Raw genomic sequence first — 16608 nt, forward strand, 5'->3', positions numbered from 1 at the left:
TGCCGATCGCCATGGAAGAGAAGCTGCGCTTCGCCATCCGTGAAGGCGGCCGCACCGTCGGTGCCGGCATCGTCGTCACCATCAAAGAGTAATTTGGACTTAAACCGATCTGTCGCGGGCGCAGGAGTTGCCCGCGCCGCGCCAGAACAAGGAAGTGACGCATGAACGGACAGAATATCCGCATCCGCCTGAAGGCGTTTGACCACCGCGTGCTCGACGCGTCGACGAAGGAAATCGTGTCGACGGCCAAGCGCACCGGTGCCAACGTCCGCGGCCCCATTCCGCTGCCGACGCGGATCGAAAAGTTCACGGTCAACCGGTCGCCTCACGTCGACAAGAAGAGCCGCGAGCAGTTCGAGATGCGCACGCACAAGCGTCTGCTCGACATCGTCGATCCGACCCCGCAGACGGTCGATGCTTTGATGAAGCTCGATCTGGCCGCCGGCGTCGACGTCGAGATCAAGCTCTAAGGGAATGAGAGCGCGGTAAGGGGCGGTGCCCCTGGCCCGGAACTCTAAAGGAATTGAACCGATGCGTTCAGGTGTGATTGCAAAGAAGGTGGGAATGACCCGCATCTACAACGATGCCGGGGAACATGTTCCCGTCACCGTTCTCCAGATGGAGAACTGCCAGGTCGTGGCCCAGCGCACGCAAGAGAAGAATGGCTACACCGCCGTTCAGCTCGGCGTTGGCCTTGCCAAGGTGAAGAACACGTCGAAGGCGATGCGCGGCCATTTCGCGACCGCTTCCGTCGAGCCGAAGGCGAAGGTCGCCGAATTCCGCGTCTCCGCCGACAACATGATCGATGTCGGCGCCGAGATCACCGTCGAGCACTTCGTCGCCGGCCAGAAGGTCGATGTTACGGGCACGACGATCGGCAAGGGTTTCCAGGGCGTCATCAAGCGCCACCACATGGGCGGTGGCCGTGCGACGCACGGTAACTCGGTCTCGCACCGTACGCACGGTTCGACCGGCCAGCGCCAGGACCCGGGCAAGGTGTTCAAGGGCAAGCATATGGCTGGCCACATGGGCGACACCCGCGTCACCACGCAGAATGTCGAGATCGTCTCGACCGACGCCGACCGCGGCCTTATCCTGATCCGCGGTGCGGTTCCCGGATCGAAGGGCGCCTGGATCCTGGTCCGCGATGCGGCCAAGGTGGCACTGCCGGCCAATGCGCCGAAGCCCGCCGCGATCCGCGCCGTTGCGGCGGCTGCTAAGAACGAGGCTCCGGCCACAGAGGGAGCGGAATAATGGATCTCAAGATCACAACGCTTGGCGGCAAGGACGCCGGCAAGGTGAAACTCTCCGAGGAGATTTTCGGCCTTGATCCGCGCGAGGACATCCTGCAGCGCGTCGTGCGCTGGCAGCTCGCCAAGAAGCAGCAGGGCACGCACAAGGCCAAGGGCCGCGCCGAGATCGCGCGCACCGGCGCCAAGATGTACAAGCAGAAGGGTACGGGCCGCGCCCGCCACCATTCGGCACGCGCTCCGCAGTTCCGCGGCGGCGGCAAGGCCCACGGCCCGGTCGTTCGCAGCCACGAGCACGAACTGCCGAAGAAGGTTCGCGCTCTCGGCCTCAAGCATGCTCTCTCGGCCAAAGCCAAGAGCGCGTCGATCATCATCATCGACGAGCTGAAGCTGACCGAGGCCAAGACGAAGGCGCTGATCGCGAATTTCGCGACGCTGGGCCTGACCAACGCCCTGCTGATCGGCGGTGCCGAGCTTGACAAGAATTTCAAGCTGGCGGCGACGAACATCCCCAACATCGACGTGCTGCCCATCCAGGGCATCAACGTCTACGACATTCTGCGCCGCGGCACGCTGGTCCTTTCGAAGGCCGCCGTCGAGGCTCTCGAGGAGCGCTTCAAATGACCGACCTTCGTCACTACGACGTGATCGTCTCGCCGGCGATCACTGAAAAGTCGACCATGGCCTCCGAGCAGAACCAGGTCGTCTTCAACGTCGCCAAGAAGGCGTCGAAGCCGGAAATCAAGGCCGCCGTCGAAGCGCTGTTCGGCGTCAAGGTGATGGCCGTGAACACGCTTGTCCGCAAGGGCAAGATCAAGCGCTTCCGTGGCACGGTTGGCCGCCAGAGCGACGTCAAGAAGGCGATTGTGACGCTGGCAGATGGCCAGTCGATCGACGTCGCGACGGGTCTCTGAGCAAGGCCGCGAGGACAGAAACATGGCACTGAAAAAATTCAACCCGGTAACGCCCAGCACCCGTCAGCTGGTTATCGTCGACCGCTCGGGCCTCTACAAGGGCAAGCCCGTCAAGGGTCTGACCGAAGGCCTGACCAAGTCGGGCGGCCGCAACAACCACGGCCGCATCACCGCCCGCTTCATCGGCGGTGGTCACAAGCGTTCGTACCGCATCATCGACTTCAAGCGCCGTAAGTTCGACGTCGTCGGCACGGTCGAGCGCATCGAATACGATCCGAACCGCACCGCCTTCATCGCGCTGATCAAGTATGACGATGGCGAGCTGTCCTACATCATCGCTCCGCAGCGTCTGGCTCCCGGCGACAAGATCGTGTCCGGCGAAGCGGTCGACGTGAAGCCGGGCAATGCGATGCCGCTGGCTTCGATGCCGGTCGGCACCATCGTCCACAACATCGAGCTGAAGCCGGGTAAGGGCGCTCAGGTCGCGCGTTCGGCGGGTGGTTATGGCCAGCTGGTCGGTCGTGACCAGGGCATGGCGATCCTGCGCCTCAACTCGGGCGAGCAGCGTGTCGTTCACGGCTCCTGCATGGCCACTGTCGGCGCCGTGTCCAATCCGGATCATGGTAACATCAATGACGGCAAGGCCGGTCGCACGGTCTGGCGTGGCAAGCGTCCGCACAATCGCGGCGTGACCATGAACCCGGTCGACCATCCGCACGGCGGCGGCGAAGGCCGCACATCGGGTGGCCGCCATCCGGTTTCGCCTTGGGGCAAGCCGACCAAGGGCAAGAAGACGCGGTCCAACAAGGCGACCGACAAGTTCATCCTGCGCTCGCGCCATCAGCGCAAGAGCTAAGAAGAGGTAACGCCAAGTGACTCGTTCGATTTGGAAAGGCCCCTTCATTGACGGCTACCTTCTCAAGAAGGTGGACAAGGTTCGTGAAGGTGGTCGCAATGAGGTGATCAAGATGTGGAGCCGTCGCTCCACCATCCTGCCGCAGTTCGTCGGCTTCACCTTCGGTGTCTACAACGGCCAGAAGCATGTTCCCGTCTCGGTGAACGAGGACATGGTCGGTCACAAGTTCGGTGAATTCGCTCCGACCCGGACCTATTACGGTCACGGCGCGGATAAGAAGGCGAAGAGGAAATAATCATGGGCAAGGCCAAAGCTCCGCGCAGGCTTGCTGATAACGAAGCGCGCGCCGTGTTGCGCACGATCCGTATCAGCCCGCAGAAGCTGAACCTGGTTGCCGCGCTGATCCGCGGCAAGAAGGTCGCGACAGCGCTTTCCGATCTCGAATTCTCGGCCAAGCGGATTTCCGGCACGGTCAAGAAGACGCTGGAATCGGCAATCGCCAACGCGGAAAACAACCACGACCTGGATGTCGATGCACTGATCGTGGCGGAAGCCTATGTCGGCAAGTCGATCGTCATGAAGCGGTTCCATGCCCGTGGCCGTGGTCGCGCCAGCCGTATCGAGAAGCCGTTCTCGCACCTCACGATCGTCGTTCGTGAAGTCGAAGAAAAAGGGGAGGCCGCATAATGGGCCAGAAAGTCAATCCGATCGGTCTTCGCCTCGGCATCAACCGCACCTGGGATTCGCGCTGGTTCGCGAACACCGGCGAGTACGGCAAGCTGCTGCATGAGGACATCAAGATCCGCAAGTATCTCGAGAAGGAGCTCAAGCAGGCTGCCATCTCGAAGGTCGTGATCGAGCGTCCGCACAAGAAGTGCCGCGTCACCATCCATGCCGCGCGCCCGGGTCTGATCATCGGCAAGAAGGGCGCCGACATCGAGAAGCTTCGCAAGAAGCTGATGGAGATGACGAAGTCTGAGACGCACCTCAACATCGTTGAAGTGCGCAAGCCGGAAATCGACGCGACCCTGGTCGCCCAGTCGATCGCCCAGCAGCTCGAGCGTCGTATCGCGTTCCGCCGCGCCATGAAGCGTGCCGTTCAGTCGGCCATGCGCCTCGGTGCCGAAGGCATTCGCATCAACTGTGCCGGCCGTCTCGGCGGCGCCGAGATTGCGCGCATGGAATGGTATCGCGAAGGCCGCGTGCCGCTGCATACGCTTCGTGCTGACGTCGACTACGGCACTGCCGAAGCGCACACCGCTTATGGCATCTGCGGCGTCAAGGTCTGGGTGTTCAAGGGCGAGATCCTCGAGCACGACCCGATGGCTTCGGAGCGCCGTGCGACCGAGGGTGACGCTGCGCATGGCGGTGGTGGTGATCGCGAACGCGGTCGTCGTCGCGAAAACGCCTGAGACATTTAGGAATTTGGAGTTAGAACGATGCTGCAGCCAAAGCGCACAAAGTTCCGCAAGCAGTTCAAGGGCCGTATCCATGGTACCGCAAAGGGCGGCACCAATCTGGATTTCGGTGGTTTCGGGCTGAAGGCGCTTGAGCCGAACCGCGTTACCGCGCGTGAAATCGAGGCGGCCCGCCGCGCGATCACGCGTGAAATGAAGCGCGCTGGTCGCGTCTGGATCCGTATTTTCCCGGACGTGCCGGTCACTTCGAAGCCGACCGAAGTCCGCATGGGCAAGGGCAAGGGCGCGGTCGATTACTGGGCGGCGCGCGTCAAGCCGGGCCGCATCATGTTCGAGATCGACGGCGTCAATGAAGAAATCGCCCGTGAGGCACTGCGTCTCGGCGCGGCCAAGCTCTCGGTCAAGACGCGCTTCGTGCAGCGCATCGCAGAATAAGGACGGGCTGATCATGAAAGCCGAAGACATCCGGACCAAGACCCAGGACCAGCTGACCGACGACCTGGCCAGCCTGAAGAAGGAGCAGTTCAACCTGCGCTTCCAGAAGGCCACTGGCCAGCTTGAAAAGACCGCGCGCGTGAGACAGGTCCGTAAGGACATTGCGCGTATCAAGACCATCGCTGCGGAAAAGTCCGCGGCTAAGAAGGCTTAAGGACGAAAACCATGCCAAAGCGCATTCTGCAGGGCACCGTCGTCAGCGACAAGAACGAGAAGACGGTTGTCGTCAAGGTCGAACGGCGCTTCACGCATCCCGTGATGAAGAAGACCGTGCGCATGACCAAGAAGTACAAGGCGCACGACGAGAACAACGCCCACAAGGTTGGCGATCAGGTGTTCATCCAGGAATCGAAGCCGATTTCCAAGGATAAGCGCTGGATCGTCGTGTCTTCGGACCAAGCCTGACCTCGGGCGTAAACAACGAATTTTGGACAGACCGGGGAGGGGCTTTGAGCCCATCCCGTTAGAAAAGAAGAAGGCGGCCAGTCATGATTCAGATGCAAACAAACCTCGACGTCGCGGATAATTCCGGCGCCCGTCGTGTCATGTGCATCAAGGTGCTGGGCGGCTCGAAGCGGAAATACGCTTCCGTGGGCGACATCATCGTGGTGTCTATCAAGGAAGCCATCCCGCGCGGCCGCGTGAAGAAGGGCGATGTGATGAAGGCGGTCGTGGTTCGCACGGCCAAGGACATCCGCCGCCCGGACGGCAGCGTGATCCGTTTCGACAAGAACGCGGCCGTTCTCGTCGACAACAAGAAAGAGCCGATCGGCACGCGTATCTTCGGACCGGTTCCGCGCGAACTCCGCGCCAAGAACCACATGAAGATCATCTCGCTCGCGCCTGAAGTGCTGTAAGGAGCCGGACCAATGCAAAAGATTAGAAAAGGCGACAAGGTCGTCGTGCTGGCCGGCAAGGACAAGGGCCGTTCGGGCGAAGTCCTCTCGGTACAGCCGAAGGAAGACACCGCGCTGGTGCGCGGCGTCAACATGATCCGTCGTCACCAGAAGCAGTCCCAGTCCCAAGAGGGCGGGATCATCACCAAGGAAGCGCCGATCCAGCTGTCGAACATCGCGCTGGCCGACCCCAAGGATGGCAAGCCGACCCGTGTCGGTTTCATCTTCCAGAAGGACGGCAAGAAGGTGCGCGTCGCCAAGCGCTCGGGAGAAGTCATCAATGGCTAAGGCTCAAACCACGAAGCCCAAGGCTGAAAGCAAACAGTCCAAGGCCCAGAACACGCCGCGCCTCAAGCAGGTCTACAACGAGACCATCCGCAAGGCGCTGCAGGAACAGTTCGGCTACGACAACGAGATGCAGGTTCCGCGCATCGACAAGATCGTGCTGAACATGGGCGTTGGCGAAGCGACCGCCGATTCGAAGAAGCCTTCGATCGCGGCCGAAGACCTGGCGATGATCGCCGGCCAGAAGGCCGTCGTCACCCGCGCCCGCAATTCGATCGCCGGCTTCAAGGTCCGCGAGAAGATGCCGATCGGCGCCAAGGTCACGTTGCGCAAGGAACGCATGTACGAGTTCCTCGACCGCCTCGTGAACATCGCACTGCCGCGCGTCCGCGACTTCCGCGGACTGAATCCGAAGAGCTTCGATGGCCGTGGCAACTACGCCATGGGCATCAAGGAACACATCGTGTTCCCGGAGATCAACTACGACAAGGTTGATCAGATCTGGGGCATGGACGTCATCGTTTGTACGACTGCGAAGACGGACGACGAAGCCAGGGCATTGCTCAAGGCCTTCAACTTCCCCTTCCGCCAGTAACGGCAGCGAGAAAAGGAAAAATCTGAAATGGCAAAGACCAGCTCAGTCGAGAAGAACAACAGGCGCCGCAAACTTGCCGACCAGTACGGTCCCAAGCGCGCTGCGCTCAAGGCGATCATCATGGATCAGTCCAAGCCGATGGAAGAGCGCTTCCGCGCTCAGCTCAAGCTTGCCGCCATGCCGCGCAACTCGGCCAAGATCCGCATCCGCAACCGCTGCGAAGTCACCGGCCGTCCGCGTGCCTACTATCGCAAGCTCAAAGTATCGCGCATCGCGCTTCGTGATCTCGGCAACAACGGCCAGATCCCGGGCCTGGTCAAGTCGAGCTGGTAAGGAGGACATAACATGTCATTGAGCGATCCTCTCGGCGATATGCTGACCCGCATCCGCAACGCGTATGGCCGCAAGAAGTCGAGCGTTTCGACGCCGGCCTCGCGTCTGCGCACCCGCGTCCTCGACGTGCTGAAGGCTGAAGGCTATATCCGCGATTACAGCCAGACCGACTTCGACAACGGCAAGTCCGAAATCGAGATCGAGCTGAAGTATTTCGACGGCGCGCCGGTCGTGCGCGAAATCGCACGCGTCTCGAAGCCAGGCCGCCGCGTCTATGTTTCGGCCAAGTCGATTCCGCAGGTCGCCAACGGCCTCGGCATCGCCATCCTTTCGACACCGAAGGGCGTGATGGCCGACCACGAAGCACGTGAACAGAACGTCGGCGGTGAAATCCTCTGCCAGATCTTCTGATCTGGCAGCTGACCGCAAAGTGGAATCCGGTCTTCGGATCGTTCCCGAAGACAGAGACCTGAAACAAGAGAAGTGACGAGGACAACAAAATGTCTCGTATTGGTAAGAAACCCGTTTCGCTGCCGCAGGGCGTGACCGCGACCGTCAACGGCCAGACCGTGACGGCGAAGGGGCCCAAGGGTGAGCTGAAGTTCGTGGTGAACGACGAAGTGCTGGTCAAGATGGAAGGCAGCGAGATCGCTGTTCAGCCGCGCGACCAGACCAAGACCGCCCGCTCCAAGTGGGGCATGTCGCGCACGCAGATCGTCAACATCCTGCAAGGCGTCAAGGACGGTTTCGAAAAGAAGCTCGAGATCACCGGCGTCGGCTATCGCGCGGCACTTCAGGGCAAGAACCTGCAGCTGGCACTTGGCTTCAGCCATGACGTCGTCTACGAGACGCCGCAGGGCATCACCATCACCGTGCCGAAGCCGACTGAAATCACCGTGGCCGGCATCGACAAGCAGCAGGTCGGCCAGGTTGCGGCCGAGATCCGCGAGTATCGTGGCCCCGAGCCCTACAAGGGCAAGGGCGTCCGCTATGCTGGTGAGAAGATCGTCCGCAAGGAAGGCAAGAAGAAGTAGTCGTGAATGGTGAATGGTGAATGGTGAAATGGCAGTAGGATAGAGCAGGGGCCAGGTGGCACTCCGCTTCTACCGTTCACCATTTTTCCATTCACTATTCACTGCAAATCAACGCCGCGGGGAGCGGTCGCGGGGGGCGCTTTCGCCTACCGCATATGGCGGCCCCCGTTTTTTGAAGGCAAGGAAGACCATCATGGGTACCAAGGAATCCACACAGCGCCGTGCGCAGCGCGTCCGCCGCCAGATCAAGAAGGTCGCCGGTGAGCGTCCTCGTCTGTCGGTCCACCGCACGTCGAAGAACATCTACGTGCAGGTCATCGACGACGCCAAGGGCCACACCATCGCTGCCGCTTCGACGCTTGAGAAGGACTTCAAGGGTTCGCTCAAGACCGGCGCCGATACCGCCGCCGCCGCCGCGATCGGCAAGCTGATCGCCGAGCGCGCCACCAAGGCCGGCGTCAAGGAAGTCGTCTTCGACCGCGGCGCCTACATCTATCACGGCCGCGTCAAGGCGCTCGCCGAGGCTGCCCGCGAAGGCGGTCTTAGCTTCTAAGCATGATCCCGAGAAGTTGCAGACTTTTCGGATAAAGATTATGCGAAGGGAATGACTTTCGCCCCCGGTGACCCACAGAGGCGCCGGATCTTATCAGCAACCGTGCTTCCGGAAAAAAACAAGGAACAGGATATGGCACAGGAACGTAGGGATGGCGGCCGCGGCCGCGATCGTGAAGAACGTGACGACGGCATGGTGGACAAGCTCGTCCACATCAACCGCGTCGCCAAGGTCGTCAAGGGCGGCCGTCGCTTCGGTTTTGCGGCACTCGTCGTCGTCGGCGACCAGAAGGGCCGCGTCGGCTTTGGTCACGGCAAGGCGCGCGAAGTGCCGGAAGCCATCCGCAAGGCAACTGAATCGGCCAAGCGCGACATGATCTTCGTGCCGCTGCGCTCGGGCCGTACGCTGCATCACGACGTCGAAGGACGCTGGGGTGCCGGACGCGTGCTGCTGCGCGCTGCCAAGCAAGGTACCGGCATCATCGCCGGCGGCCCGATGCGCGCTGTCTTCGAGACGCTCGGCATGCATGACGTGGTCGCCAAGTCGATGGGTTCGTCGAACCCCTACAACATGGTTCGCGCCACTTTCGACGCGCTGAAGAGCCAGATGCATCCCAAGGATGTGGCTGCTGCTCGCGGCATCAAGTATTCGACCCTTCAGGCCCGCCGCGGCACCGCCGTCGCGGCTGAAGAATAGTCGATCTGACCAGGGATTTTGACCATGGCCAAGAAAGCAACCAAGACCATCACCGTTGAGCAGATCGGTTCGCCGATCCGCCGCCCGAAGGAGCAGCGCGCGACGCTGGTCGGCCTCGGCCTCAACAAGATGCACAAGCAGCGCACGCTGGAAGATACGCCCTCCGTGCGCGGCATGATCGCTGCCGTCCAGCATCTCGTCCGCGTCGTGGACGAGGGCTGAGCCAGAGCGCAGGAGAACTCAGATGAAACTCAACGATCTGCGTGACAAGGACGGCGCGACGCACTCCAAGAAGCGTCTCGGCCGTGGTATCGGCTCCGGCTCGGGCAAGACCGGCGGTCGCGGCGTCAAGGGCCAGAAGGCGCGCTCCGGCGTCGCCATCAACGGCTTCGAGGGTGGCCAGATGCCGCTCTACCGGCGCCTGCCGAAGCGTGGCTTCAACAACATCTTCGCCAAGAGCTTCACCGTCGTGTCGCTGGCCCGCATCCAGGTGGCCATCGACGCCAAGAAGCTCGACGCCAAGGCGACCGTGACGGCTGAATCGCTGGTTGCCGCCGGCGTTATCCGCCGCGTCAAGGACGGCGTGCGCATCCTCTCGGACGGCGAGATCAAGGCGAAGCTCGCCTTTGACGTTGCCGGCGCCTCCAAGGCCGCGATCGAGAAGATCGAGAAGGCTGGCGGCTCGGTCAAACTGCCGGAAAAGGCAGCTGCCGAGTAACGGCAATTTGAAGCGCGATCGGCAAGAGTGGGATCCATTTTTTGCTCATGATTGCGCTTTGATCTGCGCAATTTAGGCGGCCGCGTCGACGCGGCCGCTTGCATGTTTAGAGCCCGGAGCTTATCTCGTGAGCTTCGGTGAAACGCACCGCCTGACCTCAAGGGCCATCAAGCGTTACCAAGCGGAGAATCAGGCATGGCTTCGGCTGCAGAACAATTAGCCTCGAATCTGAATTTCTCGGCCTTCGCCAAGGCGGAGGATCTGAAGAAACGCATCTGGTTCACGATCGGCGCGCTGCTGGTCTATCGCCTCGGCACCTATATTCCGCTTCCCGGCATCAATCCCGAAGCCTTCGCCCAGGCCTTCTCCTCGCAGAGCAAGGGCGTGCTGGGCATGTTCAACATGTTCGCCGGCGGCGCCGTACAGCGCATGGCGATCTTTGCGCTCGGCATCATGCCTTACATCTCCGCCTCCATCATCATGCAGCTGATGACCTCGGTCATCCCTTCGCTGGAATCGCTGAAGAAGGAAGGCGAACAGGGCCGCAAGGTCATCAACCAATACACGCGCTACGGCACGGTGCTGCTTGCGCTGGTTCAGGCCTATGGCATTTCGGTGGGCCTGGAGAACGGCAACGGCATCGTCAGCGACCCCGGCATGTTCTTCCGCATCTCGACCGTCGTCACGCTGGTCGGCGGCACGATGTTCCTGATGTGGCTCGGCGAGCAGATCACCGCTCGCGGCATCGGTAACGGCATTTCGCTGATCATCTTCTCCGGCATCGTCGCCGGCCTGCCGCATGCCATCTCAGGCACGCTTGAGCTTGGCCGCACCGGCGCCCTGTCGACCGGCCTGATCCTGGCGATCATCGTGCTCGCCATCGTCGTCATCGCCTTGATCGTGTTCTTCGAGCGCGCCCAGCGCCGCTTGCTGATCCAGTATCCGAAGCGCCAGGTCGGCAACCGCATGTTCCAGGGCGATACCTCGCATTTGCCGCTGAAGCTCAACACGTCGGGCGTCATTCCGCCGATCTTCGCCTCGTCGCTGCTGCTGCTGCCGGCCACCGTCGCCGGCTTCTCGCAGACGACCAATATGCCGGCCTGGGCAAGCACGGTTCTGGCCTCGCTTGGCCACGGCCAGCCGCTCTACATGGCGTTCTACGCGGCGATGATCGTGTTCTTCGCCTTCTTCTACACAGCGATTGTCTTCAACCCGAAGGACACCGCCGACCAGCTCAAGAAGCATTCCGGCTTCATCCCGGGCTATCGTCCGGGCGAGCGCACCGCCGATTATATCGACTACGTTCTCACCCGCATCACCGTCGTCGGCGCCATCTACCTGGTGCTGGTGTGCCTGCTGCCGGAGTTCCTGATCTCGGCGACTGGCGTACCATTCTACCTTGGTGGCACATCGCTTCTGATCGTGGTCAGTGTCACGCTCGATACGGTTGCGCAGATTCAGGGTCACCTGATTGCGCACCAGTATGAAGGCCTGATCAAGAAGTCGAAGCTGCGCGGGGGGAAGAAAGCCAGATGAGGTTGATATTGCTTGGGCCGCCAGGAGCGGGCAAGGGGACACAAGCACAAAGACTGGTAGAAAAACACGGCATACCCCAGCTCTCGACGGGCGACATGCTGCGTGCTGCCGTCCAGGCTGGCACCGAAGTCGGCAAGCGCGCCAAGGCGGTGATGGATGCCGGTGAGCTGGTGTCCGACGCCATCGTCAACGCGATCGTCGCCGAGCGTATCGATCAGGCCGACTGCGCCAATGGGTTCATCCTCGACGGATATCCGCGGACGCTGGTGCAGGCCGACGCGGTCGAGCGGATGCTTTCGGATCGCTCCCAGGGCCTCGACGCCGTCATTGAGCTTGTCGTCGACGACAAGGCGCTGATCGGTCGAATCGTCAAGCGCGCCGACGAGGCGCAGGCCGCCGGTCTGCCTGTTCGCAAGGACGACAATCCGTCGGTGTTCGAGGAGCGTCTGCGAGAGTACTACAAGAAGACGTCGCCGCTGATTGGCTACTACTATGCCAAGGGCAAGCTCCGGAGCGTCGACGGCATGGCCGATATCGATGCGGTGACGGGGCAGATCGAAGCGGTGCTCAAGGACGCAGCGCGGGGGAATTAACGATTGCACTTGACGGAAGCGGTTCGCTGCGGTATGGCGGCCCGTCTTCCTATCAGGCATGGGCTTTGCTTGTCCGCAAGGGCAAGGCAGCCGCTTTGAACTGGAAACTCCCGCATGGGCCGGCCTCCACCGGACGCGGGGCAACTGAAGATAGCGCTGGACCCCGCCTTTCTGAAGGTTGGCCGGCCCACATGGAGAAGAGAAGAACATGGCTCGTATAGCCGGCGTCAACATTCCGACCAACAAGCGCGTCGTCATTGCGCTTCAATACATTCACGGCATTGGCAAGAAGTTCGCCCAGGAGATCGTCGACAAGGTCGGCATCCCGGCCGAACGTCGCGTCAACCAGCTCACCGACGCGGAAGTGCTGCAGATCCGCGAGGCGATCGACCGCGATTATCAGGTCGAGGGCGACCTGCGTCGCGAAGTCTCGATGAACATCAAGCGGCTCATGGACCTCGGCTGCTACCGTGGCCTGCGTCACCGCCGCTCGCTGCCGGTCCGCGGCCAGCGCACGCATACCAATGCGCGCACCCGCAAGGGCCCGGCCAAGTCGATCGCCGGCAAGAAGAAGTAATTAAGCGAATAGCGAGTAGCCAATAGCGGGTAGGAATCCCTATTCGCTATTCCCTACTCACTACTCGCTCTCCAGGTGGAGCCGCTGGCATTACGGCGGTGTAGAGATCAACTGAAAGGACCATCATGGCCAAGGAAGCCGCCCGTGTTCGCCGTCGCGAACGCAAGAACATTTCGTCGGGCGTTGCCCACGTCAATTCGACCTTCAACAACACGATGATCACCATCACCGATGCGCAGGGCAATTCGATTGCCTGGTCGTCGGCCGGTGCCCAGGGCTTCAAGGGTTCGCGCAAGTCGACCCCGTTCGCTGCCCAGATGGCTGCCGAGGATGTTGCCAAGAAGGCCCAGGAACACGGCATGCGCATGCTCGAAGTCGAGGTCTGCGGACCCGGCTCCGGTCGTGAATCGGCACTGCGCGCCCTGCAGGCGGCTGGCTTCACCATCACCTCGATCCGTGATGTGACGCCGATCCCGCACAATGGCTGCCGCCCGCGCAAGAAGCGCCGCGTCTAAGCAATTTACCGAACGTCGCGCGAGCGCCCTTTGGGGCGCTCCTCCACGGCATTCCAGGTCGCCCGCCACGATTGGATGGTGGCGGGTCAACGGAAGGAAAGCATCATGATCCAGAAAAATTGGCAGGAACTGATCAAGCCGAACAAGATCGAGTTCTCGTCGAAGAAGAAGACGCTGACCACGCTGGTCGCCGAGCCGCTCGAGCGTGGCTTTGGCCTGACGCTGGGCAACGCGCTGCGCCGCGTGCTTCTGTCTTCGCTGCGCGGTGCGGCTGTTACCGCCGTGCAGATCGACGGCGTTCTGCATGAATTCTCGTCCATCGCCGGCGTGCGCGAGGACGTCACCGATATCGTCTTGAACATCAAGGAAATCGCCATCCGAATGGAAGGCGATGGCCCCAAGCGCATGGTCGTTCGCAAGCAGGGACCCGGTGCGGTTCTTGCCGGCGACATCCAGACGGTTGGCGACGTCGAGATCCTCAACCCCGACCACGTCATCTGCACGCTGGACGAGGGCGCGGAAATCCGCATGGAATTCACCGTCGACACCGGCAAGGGTTACGTGCCGGCCGACCGCAACCGCGCCGAAGACGCGCCGATCGGGCTCATCCCGGTCGACAGCCTCTATTCGCCGGTCAAGAAGGTTTCCTACAAGGTCGAGAACACCCGCGAGGGCCAGGTTCTCGACTATGACAAGCTGACCATGACGATCGAGACCGACGGTTCGATCACCGGCGAGGACGCGGTGGCTTTCGCCGCCCGCATCCTGCAGGACCAGCTCGGCCTGTTCGTCAACTTCGACGAGCCGCAGAAGGAAGTCGCCACCGAGGCCGTCACCGAGCTCGCCTTCAACCCGGCGCTGCTCAAGAAGGTCGACGAGCTCGAGCTTTCGGTGCGTTCGGCCAACTGCCTGAAGAACGACAACATCGTCTATATCGGCGACCTGATCCAGAAGACCGAAGCCGAGATGCTGCGCACCCCGAACTTCGGCCGCAAGTCGCTGAACGAGATCAAGGAAGTCCTCGCGGCGATGGGCCTGCACCTCGGTATGGAAGTGCCGGACTGGCCGCCGGAAAACATCGAAGACCTCGCCAAGCGTTACGAAGACCAATATTGAGCATGAATTCCAAGGATCGGCGGCGTGGGCCGCTCGATCCGACGGTCATGCGGAAAACCATCAGAGGCTGCGGCCTCTTGAGCAACTGAAGAAGGAAAAGAGCCATGCGCCACGGTTTCAAAGGCCGCCGCTTCGCCCGAAGCATTAGCCATCGCAAGTCGATGTTCGCCAACCTCGCCGTGTCGCTGCTCGAGCACGAGCAGATCGTCACCACCCTGCCGAAGGCGAAGGATTTGCGTCCGATCGTCGAGAAGCTGGTGACGCTCGGCAAGCGCGGCGACCTGCACGCCCGCCGCCAGGTGATCGCGCAGATCGGCAATGAAGGCGTCGTCAAGCGCCTGTTCGACACCATCGCCCCGCGCTACGCCACCCGCAACGGCGGCTACCTGCGCATCATGAAGGCGGGCTTCCGCCACGGTGATAACGCTGCCATGGCGGTCATCGAATTCGTCGATCGCGATACCTCGGCCAAGGGCGCCGGCGACCGCGCCCGTATCGAGGCCGAAGGTACCGAAGCGGACGCCGCGGCCGCATAAGGCTCGGTTTTCCGTATTGAATTCAAAGGGGCCCGCGGGCCCCTTTTTGGTTTTCTGAAAGCGATGGATGGAGATCAGAGCCGATCTCCTGGCGCGAAACGAGGGTCTTTGGCCTCAAAATAATCGGATTTCAGCAGCTTAGCCTTTCATTTCGCACAATCGTCGGGACAATGCCCCCGAACTCGCCCTGGAGGATTCGTGAATGCGCGCCAACCGACTGCCCCTTGTTCTGCTCTTCGCCATGATGGCGTTTGCGGCCGCACCGGTGGCCAGGCAGGCATTGGCCGAGGAGACAAAGACCGATCCCGGCCTGTCGGACGTGCTGACGGACCTGCTGCATGGCGTTGAAGGCGAGAACGCGACGTCCGGTCCCGACAAACGCGTTCCGTTCGGTCGTGAGGAGGTGCAGCTCTCGTTTGCGCCGCTGGTCAAGCAGACGGCGCCGGCCGTGGTCAATGTCTATGCCTCGCAGACCGCCAAGGTGACGTCGCCCTTCGACGGAGATCCGTTCTTCGAGGAATTCTTCGGCCGCTCGCAGCCGCGCGCTCAGTCGTCGCTCGGGTCCGGCGTGCTGGTCGACCCGACCGGCGTCGTGGTCACCAATTACCACGTCATCAAGGATGCCGATCAGGTCAAGGTGGCGACCGCGGACGGGCGTGAATTCGACAGCAAGGTGCTGCTCAAGGACGAGACGTTCGATCTTGCCGTGCTTAAGATCTCCTCGGACAAGCCGTTTCCGGTGATTGCCATCGGCGATTCCGACGCGCTTGAGGTCGGCGATCTGCTGCTGGCCATCGGCAACCCCTTCGGCGTCGGCCAGACCACGACCAGCGGCATCGTCTCGGCACTTGCCCGCAGCCATATCGGCGTGTCGGATTCCAGCTTCTTCATCCAGACCGACGCTGCCATCAACCCCGGCAATTCCGGCGGCGCGCTGATCAACATGGGCGGCCAGCTGGTCGGCATCAACACGGCCATCTACAGCCGCGGCGGTGGTTCGATCGGCATCGGCTTCGCCATTCCCTCGAACATGGTTCGCGCCTTTGCCGACGCCGCCAAGGCCGGGCTCGACTTCTTCGAGCGGCCCTATATCGGCGCCGAGTTCGAAGCGGTGACGCCGCAGATTGCCGAATCGCTCGGCATGGAGAAGCCGACCGGTGCACTGGTCTCGTCGGTCGAAGCGACCGGACCGGCCGCCAAGGCTGGGCTCAAACCCGGCGACGTCGTGCTGCAGCTCAACGGCAAGCCGGTCGAGAGCATCGAGGCGCTGGACTACCGGATGGCGACGCTGTCGATCGGCACCACTGCAAATTTCGCGGTTCTGACCAAAGGCCAGCAGGCGGCGATGGACATCGCGCTGGAGCGCGCTCCAGAAGGCATGAAGGCTGCTGAACTGACGTTGCATGGCCGCAGCCCCTTCTCGGGCGCAAAGGTCGCGGAACTGTCGCCCCGGCTCGCTCAGCGGCTTGGCCTGCGCACGGACATCAAGGGCGTGACCGTGGTCGACATCAACCGCGACTCGCCGGCCGCCGATTTCGGCTTCCAGCCGGGCGACATCGTGCGCGAGGTGAACGGCACCATCATCGATACCGCGGCGACCCTGGAACTGGCGGCCAAGACGGATACACGCTGGTGGCGCTTTACCGTCGAGCGCGGCGGGCAGATACTGCGTCAAGTGTTGCGTTATTAGAG

General features: G+C 61.9%; 29 protein-coding genes. All 29 read left to right on the forward strand.

Annotation, left to right across the window (positions count from 1 at the left end; genetic code table 11):
* On the forward strand, positions 1–92 hold a 92-nt coding region (locus NKH19_RS15140; RefSeq protein ID WP_023785181.1), incomplete at its 5' end, for an EF-Tu C-terminal domain-related protein.
* Between the two features lie 69 nt (positions 93–161).
* Complete coding sequence (rpsJ, locus tag NKH19_RS15145) at positions 162–470, forward strand: 30S ribosomal protein S10 (protein ID WP_010909272.1); 309 nt, start codon at positions 162–164, stop codon at positions 468–470.
* A 61-nt stretch (positions 471–531) separates the two neighbouring features.
* The gene (gene rplC, locus NKH19_RS15150) at positions 532–1254 is read left to right on the forward strand and encodes a 50S ribosomal protein L3 (protein WP_023757978.1); all 723 of its coding nucleotides are present in this window, start codon (positions 532–534) and stop codon (positions 1252–1254) included.
* A complete protein-coding gene (gene rplD / locus NKH19_RS15155; RefSeq protein WP_023757977.1) occupies positions 1254–1874 on the forward strand; it encodes a 50S ribosomal protein L4 in 621 nt (206 codons plus the stop codon). The genes rplC and rplD overlap by 1 nt, the downstream gene beginning before the upstream one ends.
* On the forward strand, positions 1871–2164 hold the full coding sequence (locus NKH19_RS15160; RefSeq protein ID WP_023757976.1) for a 50S ribosomal protein L23: 294 nt from the start codon (positions 1871–1873) through the stop codon (positions 2162–2164). The genes rplD and NKH19_RS15160 overlap by 4 nt, the downstream gene beginning before the upstream one ends.
* 22 nt (positions 2165–2186) lie before the next feature.
* On the forward strand, positions 2187–3020 hold the full coding sequence (gene rplB / locus NKH19_RS15165; RefSeq protein WP_027026960.1) for a 50S ribosomal protein L2: 834 nt from the start codon (positions 2187–2189) through the stop codon (positions 3018–3020).
* 16 nt (positions 3021–3036) lie between these two features.
* Positions 3037–3315 (forward strand): 30S ribosomal protein S19, encoded by a 279-nt coding sequence (gene rpsS / locus NKH19_RS15170; protein WP_006205463.1) that lies wholly within the window; start codon positions 3037–3039, stop codon positions 3313–3315.
* Between the two features lie 2 nt (positions 3316–3317).
* Positions 3318–3707, forward strand: a complete 390-nt coding sequence (gene rplV, locus NKH19_RS15175) for a 50S ribosomal protein L22 (protein ID WP_006205462.1) — start codon at positions 3318–3320, stop codon at positions 3705–3707.
* Positions 3707–4432 carry a 30S ribosomal protein S3 gene (gene rpsC, locus NKH19_RS15180; protein WP_023672753.1) on the forward strand — a complete coding sequence of 242 codons (726 nt, stop codon included), beginning with the start codon at positions 3707–3709 and terminating at the stop codon, positions 4430–4432. Before rplV ends, rpsC begins: the two co-directional genes overlap by 1 nt.
* 27 nt (positions 4433–4459) lie before the next feature.
* The gene (gene rplP, locus NKH19_RS15185) at positions 4460–4873 is read left to right on the forward strand and encodes a 50S ribosomal protein L16 (protein WP_352868298.1); all 414 of its coding nucleotides are present in this window, start codon (positions 4460–4462) and stop codon (positions 4871–4873) included.
* Positions 4874–4886: 13 nt separating this feature from the next.
* Positions 4887–5087 (forward strand): 50S ribosomal protein L29, encoded by a 201-nt coding sequence (gene rpmC / locus NKH19_RS15190; protein WP_006205459.1) that lies wholly within the window; start codon positions 4887–4889, stop codon positions 5085–5087.
* An 11-nt stretch (positions 5088–5098) separates the two neighbouring features.
* Complete coding sequence (rpsQ, locus tag NKH19_RS15195; protein ID WP_010909280.1) at positions 5099–5338, forward strand: 30S ribosomal protein S17; 240 nt, start codon at positions 5099–5101, stop codon at positions 5336–5338.
* A gap of 83 nt (positions 5339–5421) precedes the next feature.
* Complete coding sequence (gene rplN / locus NKH19_RS15200) at positions 5422–5790, forward strand: 50S ribosomal protein L14 (RefSeq protein ID WP_006205457.1); 369 nt, start codon at positions 5422–5424, stop codon at positions 5788–5790.
* Positions 5791–5802: 12 nt separating this feature from the next.
* Positions 5803–6117 carry a 50S ribosomal protein L24 gene (gene rplX / locus NKH19_RS15205; RefSeq protein ID WP_013531428.1) on the forward strand — a complete coding sequence of 105 codons (315 nt, stop codon included), beginning with the start codon at positions 5803–5805 and terminating at the stop codon, positions 6115–6117.
* Positions 6110–6709 carry a 50S ribosomal protein L5 gene (rplE, locus tag NKH19_RS15210; RefSeq protein ID WP_013531429.1) on the forward strand — a complete coding sequence of 200 codons (600 nt, stop codon included), beginning with the start codon at positions 6110–6112 and terminating at the stop codon, positions 6707–6709. The genes rplX and rplE overlap by 8 nt, the downstream gene beginning before the upstream one ends.
* A 27-nt stretch (positions 6710–6736) precedes the next feature.
* A complete protein-coding gene (gene rpsN, locus NKH19_RS15215; RefSeq protein WP_013895695.1) occupies positions 6737–7042 on the forward strand; it encodes a 30S ribosomal protein S14 in 306 nt (101 codons plus the stop codon).
* Between the two features lie 12 nt (positions 7043–7054).
* The gene (rpsH, locus tag NKH19_RS15220; RefSeq protein WP_013531431.1) at positions 7055–7453 is read left to right on the forward strand and encodes a 30S ribosomal protein S8; all 399 of its coding nucleotides are present in this window, start codon (positions 7055–7057) and stop codon (positions 7451–7453) included.
* An 89-nt stretch (positions 7454–7542) separates the two neighbouring features.
* Positions 7543–8076, forward strand: a complete 534-nt coding sequence (gene rplF, locus NKH19_RS15225; protein ID WP_013531432.1) for a 50S ribosomal protein L6 — start codon at positions 7543–7545, stop codon at positions 8074–8076.
* Positions 8077–8269: 193 nt separating this feature from the next.
* On the forward strand, positions 8270–8629 hold the full coding sequence (rplR, locus tag NKH19_RS15230; RefSeq protein ID WP_352633700.1) for a 50S ribosomal protein L18: 360 nt from the start codon (positions 8270–8272) through the stop codon (positions 8627–8629).
* Positions 8630–8761: 132 nt separating this feature from the next.
* A complete protein-coding gene (rpsE, locus tag NKH19_RS15235; RefSeq protein ID WP_006333394.1) occupies positions 8762–9325 on the forward strand; it encodes a 30S ribosomal protein S5 in 564 nt (187 codons plus the stop codon).
* A 24-nt stretch (positions 9326–9349) separates the two neighbouring features.
* Entirely contained in the window at positions 9350–9547 is a 198-nt protein-coding gene (rpmD, locus tag NKH19_RS15240; protein ID WP_006205449.1) for a 50S ribosomal protein L30, read from the forward strand.
* A gap of 22 nt (positions 9548–9569) precedes the next feature.
* Positions 9570–10043 carry a 50S ribosomal protein L15 gene (rplO, locus tag NKH19_RS15245; protein ID WP_027028844.1) on the forward strand — a complete coding sequence of 158 codons (474 nt, stop codon included), beginning with the start codon at positions 9570–9572 and terminating at the stop codon, positions 10041–10043.
* 195 nt (positions 10044–10238) lie between these two features.
* Entirely contained in the window at positions 10239–11579 is a 1341-nt protein-coding gene (gene secY / locus NKH19_RS15250) for a preprotein translocase subunit SecY (protein WP_352868307.1), read from the forward strand.
* The gene (locus tag NKH19_RS15255) at positions 11576–12172 is read left to right on the forward strand and encodes an adenylate kinase (protein ID WP_352868309.1); all 597 of its coding nucleotides are present in this window, start codon (positions 11576–11578) and stop codon (positions 12170–12172) included. Before secY ends, NKH19_RS15255 begins: the two co-directional genes overlap by 4 nt.
* Before the next feature lie 208 nt (positions 12173–12380).
* Positions 12381–12749, forward strand: a complete 369-nt coding sequence (rpsM, locus tag NKH19_RS15260; RefSeq protein ID WP_023757968.1) for a 30S ribosomal protein S13 — start codon at positions 12381–12383, stop codon at positions 12747–12749.
* 125 nt (positions 12750–12874) lie between these two features.
* A complete protein-coding gene (rpsK, locus tag NKH19_RS15265) occupies positions 12875–13264 on the forward strand; it encodes a 30S ribosomal protein S11 (RefSeq protein ID WP_006205444.1) in 390 nt (129 codons plus the stop codon).
* Positions 13265–13369: 105 nt separating this feature from the next.
* Positions 13370–14380, forward strand: coding sequence for a DNA-directed RNA polymerase subunit alpha (locus NKH19_RS15270; protein WP_352487615.1), 1011 nt, complete (start codon positions 13370–13372; stop codon positions 14378–14380).
* Positions 14381–14484: 104 nt separating this feature from the next.
* On the forward strand, positions 14485–14916 hold the full coding sequence (gene rplQ / locus NKH19_RS15275; RefSeq protein ID WP_027044984.1) for a 50S ribosomal protein L17: 432 nt from the start codon (positions 14485–14487) through the stop codon (positions 14914–14916).
* A 202-nt stretch (positions 14917–15118) separates the two neighbouring features.
* On the forward strand, positions 15119–16606 hold the full coding sequence (locus NKH19_RS15280) for a Do family serine endopeptidase (protein ID WP_352868314.1): 1488 nt from the start codon (positions 15119–15121) through the stop codon (positions 16604–16606).
* Positions 16607–16608: the final 2 nt, after the last annotated feature.

This window comes from Mesorhizobium sp. M1338, from assembly GCF_040318045.1.
In the GTDB taxonomy this organism is placed as follows: domain Bacteria; phylum Pseudomonadota; class Alphaproteobacteria; order Rhizobiales; family Rhizobiaceae; genus Mesorhizobium.

What these genes read in the sequence shown, in the direction of transcription:
- rpsE (WP_006333394.1), top strand. Translation starts at nt 8,762, where the DNA reads ATGGCACAGGAACGTAGGGATGGCGGCCGCGGCCGCGATCGTGAAGAA.
- NKH19_RS15255 (WP_352868309.1), top strand. Translation starts at nt 11,576, where the DNA reads ATGAGGTTGATATTGCTTGGGCCGCCAGGAGCGGGCAAGGGGACACAA.
- rpsH (WP_013531431.1), top strand. Translation starts at nt 7,055, where the DNA reads ATGTCATTGAGCGATCCTCTCGGCGATATGCTGACCCGCATCCGCAAC.
- rpsQ (WP_010909280.1), top strand. Translation starts at nt 5,099, where the DNA reads ATGCCAAAGCGCATTCTGCAGGGCACCGTCGTCAGCGACAAGAACGAG.
- NKH19_RS15270 (WP_352487615.1), top strand. Translation starts at nt 13,370, where the DNA reads ATGATCCAGAAAAATTGGCAGGAACTGATCAAGCCGAACAAGATCGAG.
- rpsM (WP_023757968.1), top strand. Translation starts at nt 12,381, where the DNA reads ATGGCTCGTATAGCCGGCGTCAACATTCCGACCAACAAGCGCGTCGTC.
- rplO (WP_027028844.1), top strand. Translation starts at nt 9,570, where the DNA reads ATGAAACTCAACGATCTGCGTGACAAGGACGGCGCGACGCACTCCAAG.
- secY (WP_352868307.1), top strand. Translation starts at nt 10,239, where the DNA reads ATGGCTTCGGCTGCAGAACAATTAGCCTCGAATCTGAATTTCTCGGCC.
- rplQ (WP_027044984.1), top strand. Translation starts at nt 14,485, where the DNA reads ATGCGCCACGGTTTCAAAGGCCGCCGCTTCGCCCGAAGCATTAGCCAT.
- rplN (WP_006205457.1), top strand. Translation starts at nt 5,422, where the DNA reads ATGATTCAGATGCAAACAAACCTCGACGTCGCGGATAATTCCGGCGCC.
- rplB (WP_027026960.1), top strand. Translation starts at nt 2,187, where the DNA reads ATGGCACTGAAAAAATTCAACCCGGTAACGCCCAGCACCCGTCAGCTG.
- rpsJ (WP_010909272.1), top strand. Translation starts at nt 162, where the DNA reads ATGAACGGACAGAATATCCGCATCCGCCTGAAGGCGTTTGACCACCGC.
- NKH19_RS15280 (WP_352868314.1), top strand. Translation starts at nt 15,119, where the DNA reads ATGCGCGCCAACCGACTGCCCCTTGTTCTGCTCTTCGCCATGATGGCG.
- rplD (WP_023757977.1), top strand. Translation starts at nt 1,254, where the DNA reads ATGGATCTCAAGATCACAACGCTTGGCGGCAAGGACGCCGGCAAGGTG.
- rpsN (WP_013895695.1), top strand. Translation starts at nt 6,737, where the DNA reads ATGGCAAAGACCAGCTCAGTCGAGAAGAACAACAGGCGCCGCAAACTT.
- rplR (WP_352633700.1), top strand. Translation starts at nt 8,270, where the DNA reads ATGGGTACCAAGGAATCCACACAGCGCCGTGCGCAGCGCGTCCGCCGC.
- rplE (WP_013531429.1), top strand. Translation starts at nt 6,110, where the DNA reads ATGGCTAAGGCTCAAACCACGAAGCCCAAGGCTGAAAGCAAACAGTCC.
- rpsK (WP_006205444.1), top strand. Translation starts at nt 12,875, where the DNA reads ATGGCCAAGGAAGCCGCCCGTGTTCGCCGTCGCGAACGCAAGAACATT.
- rplP (WP_352868298.1), top strand. Translation starts at nt 4,460, where the DNA reads ATGCTGCAGCCAAAGCGCACAAAGTTCCGCAAGCAGTTCAAGGGCCGT.
- NKH19_RS15160 (WP_023757976.1), top strand. Translation starts at nt 1,871, where the DNA reads ATGACCGACCTTCGTCACTACGACGTGATCGTCTCGCCGGCGATCACT.
- rpmD (WP_006205449.1), top strand. Translation starts at nt 9,350, where the DNA reads ATGGCCAAGAAAGCAACCAAGACCATCACCGTTGAGCAGATCGGTTCG.
- rpmC (WP_006205459.1), top strand. Translation starts at nt 4,887, where the DNA reads ATGAAAGCCGAAGACATCCGGACCAAGACCCAGGACCAGCTGACCGAC.
- rplC (WP_023757978.1), top strand. Translation starts at nt 532, where the DNA reads ATGCGTTCAGGTGTGATTGCAAAGAAGGTGGGAATGACCCGCATCTAC.
- rplV (WP_006205462.1), top strand. Translation starts at nt 3,318, where the DNA reads ATGGGCAAGGCCAAAGCTCCGCGCAGGCTTGCTGATAACGAAGCGCGC.
- rplX (WP_013531428.1), top strand. Translation starts at nt 5,803, where the DNA reads ATGCAAAAGATTAGAAAAGGCGACAAGGTCGTCGTGCTGGCCGGCAAG.
- rplF (WP_013531432.1), top strand. Translation starts at nt 7,543, where the DNA reads ATGTCTCGTATTGGTAAGAAACCCGTTTCGCTGCCGCAGGGCGTGACC.
- rpsC (WP_023672753.1), top strand. Translation starts at nt 3,707, where the DNA reads ATGGGCCAGAAAGTCAATCCGATCGGTCTTCGCCTCGGCATCAACCGC.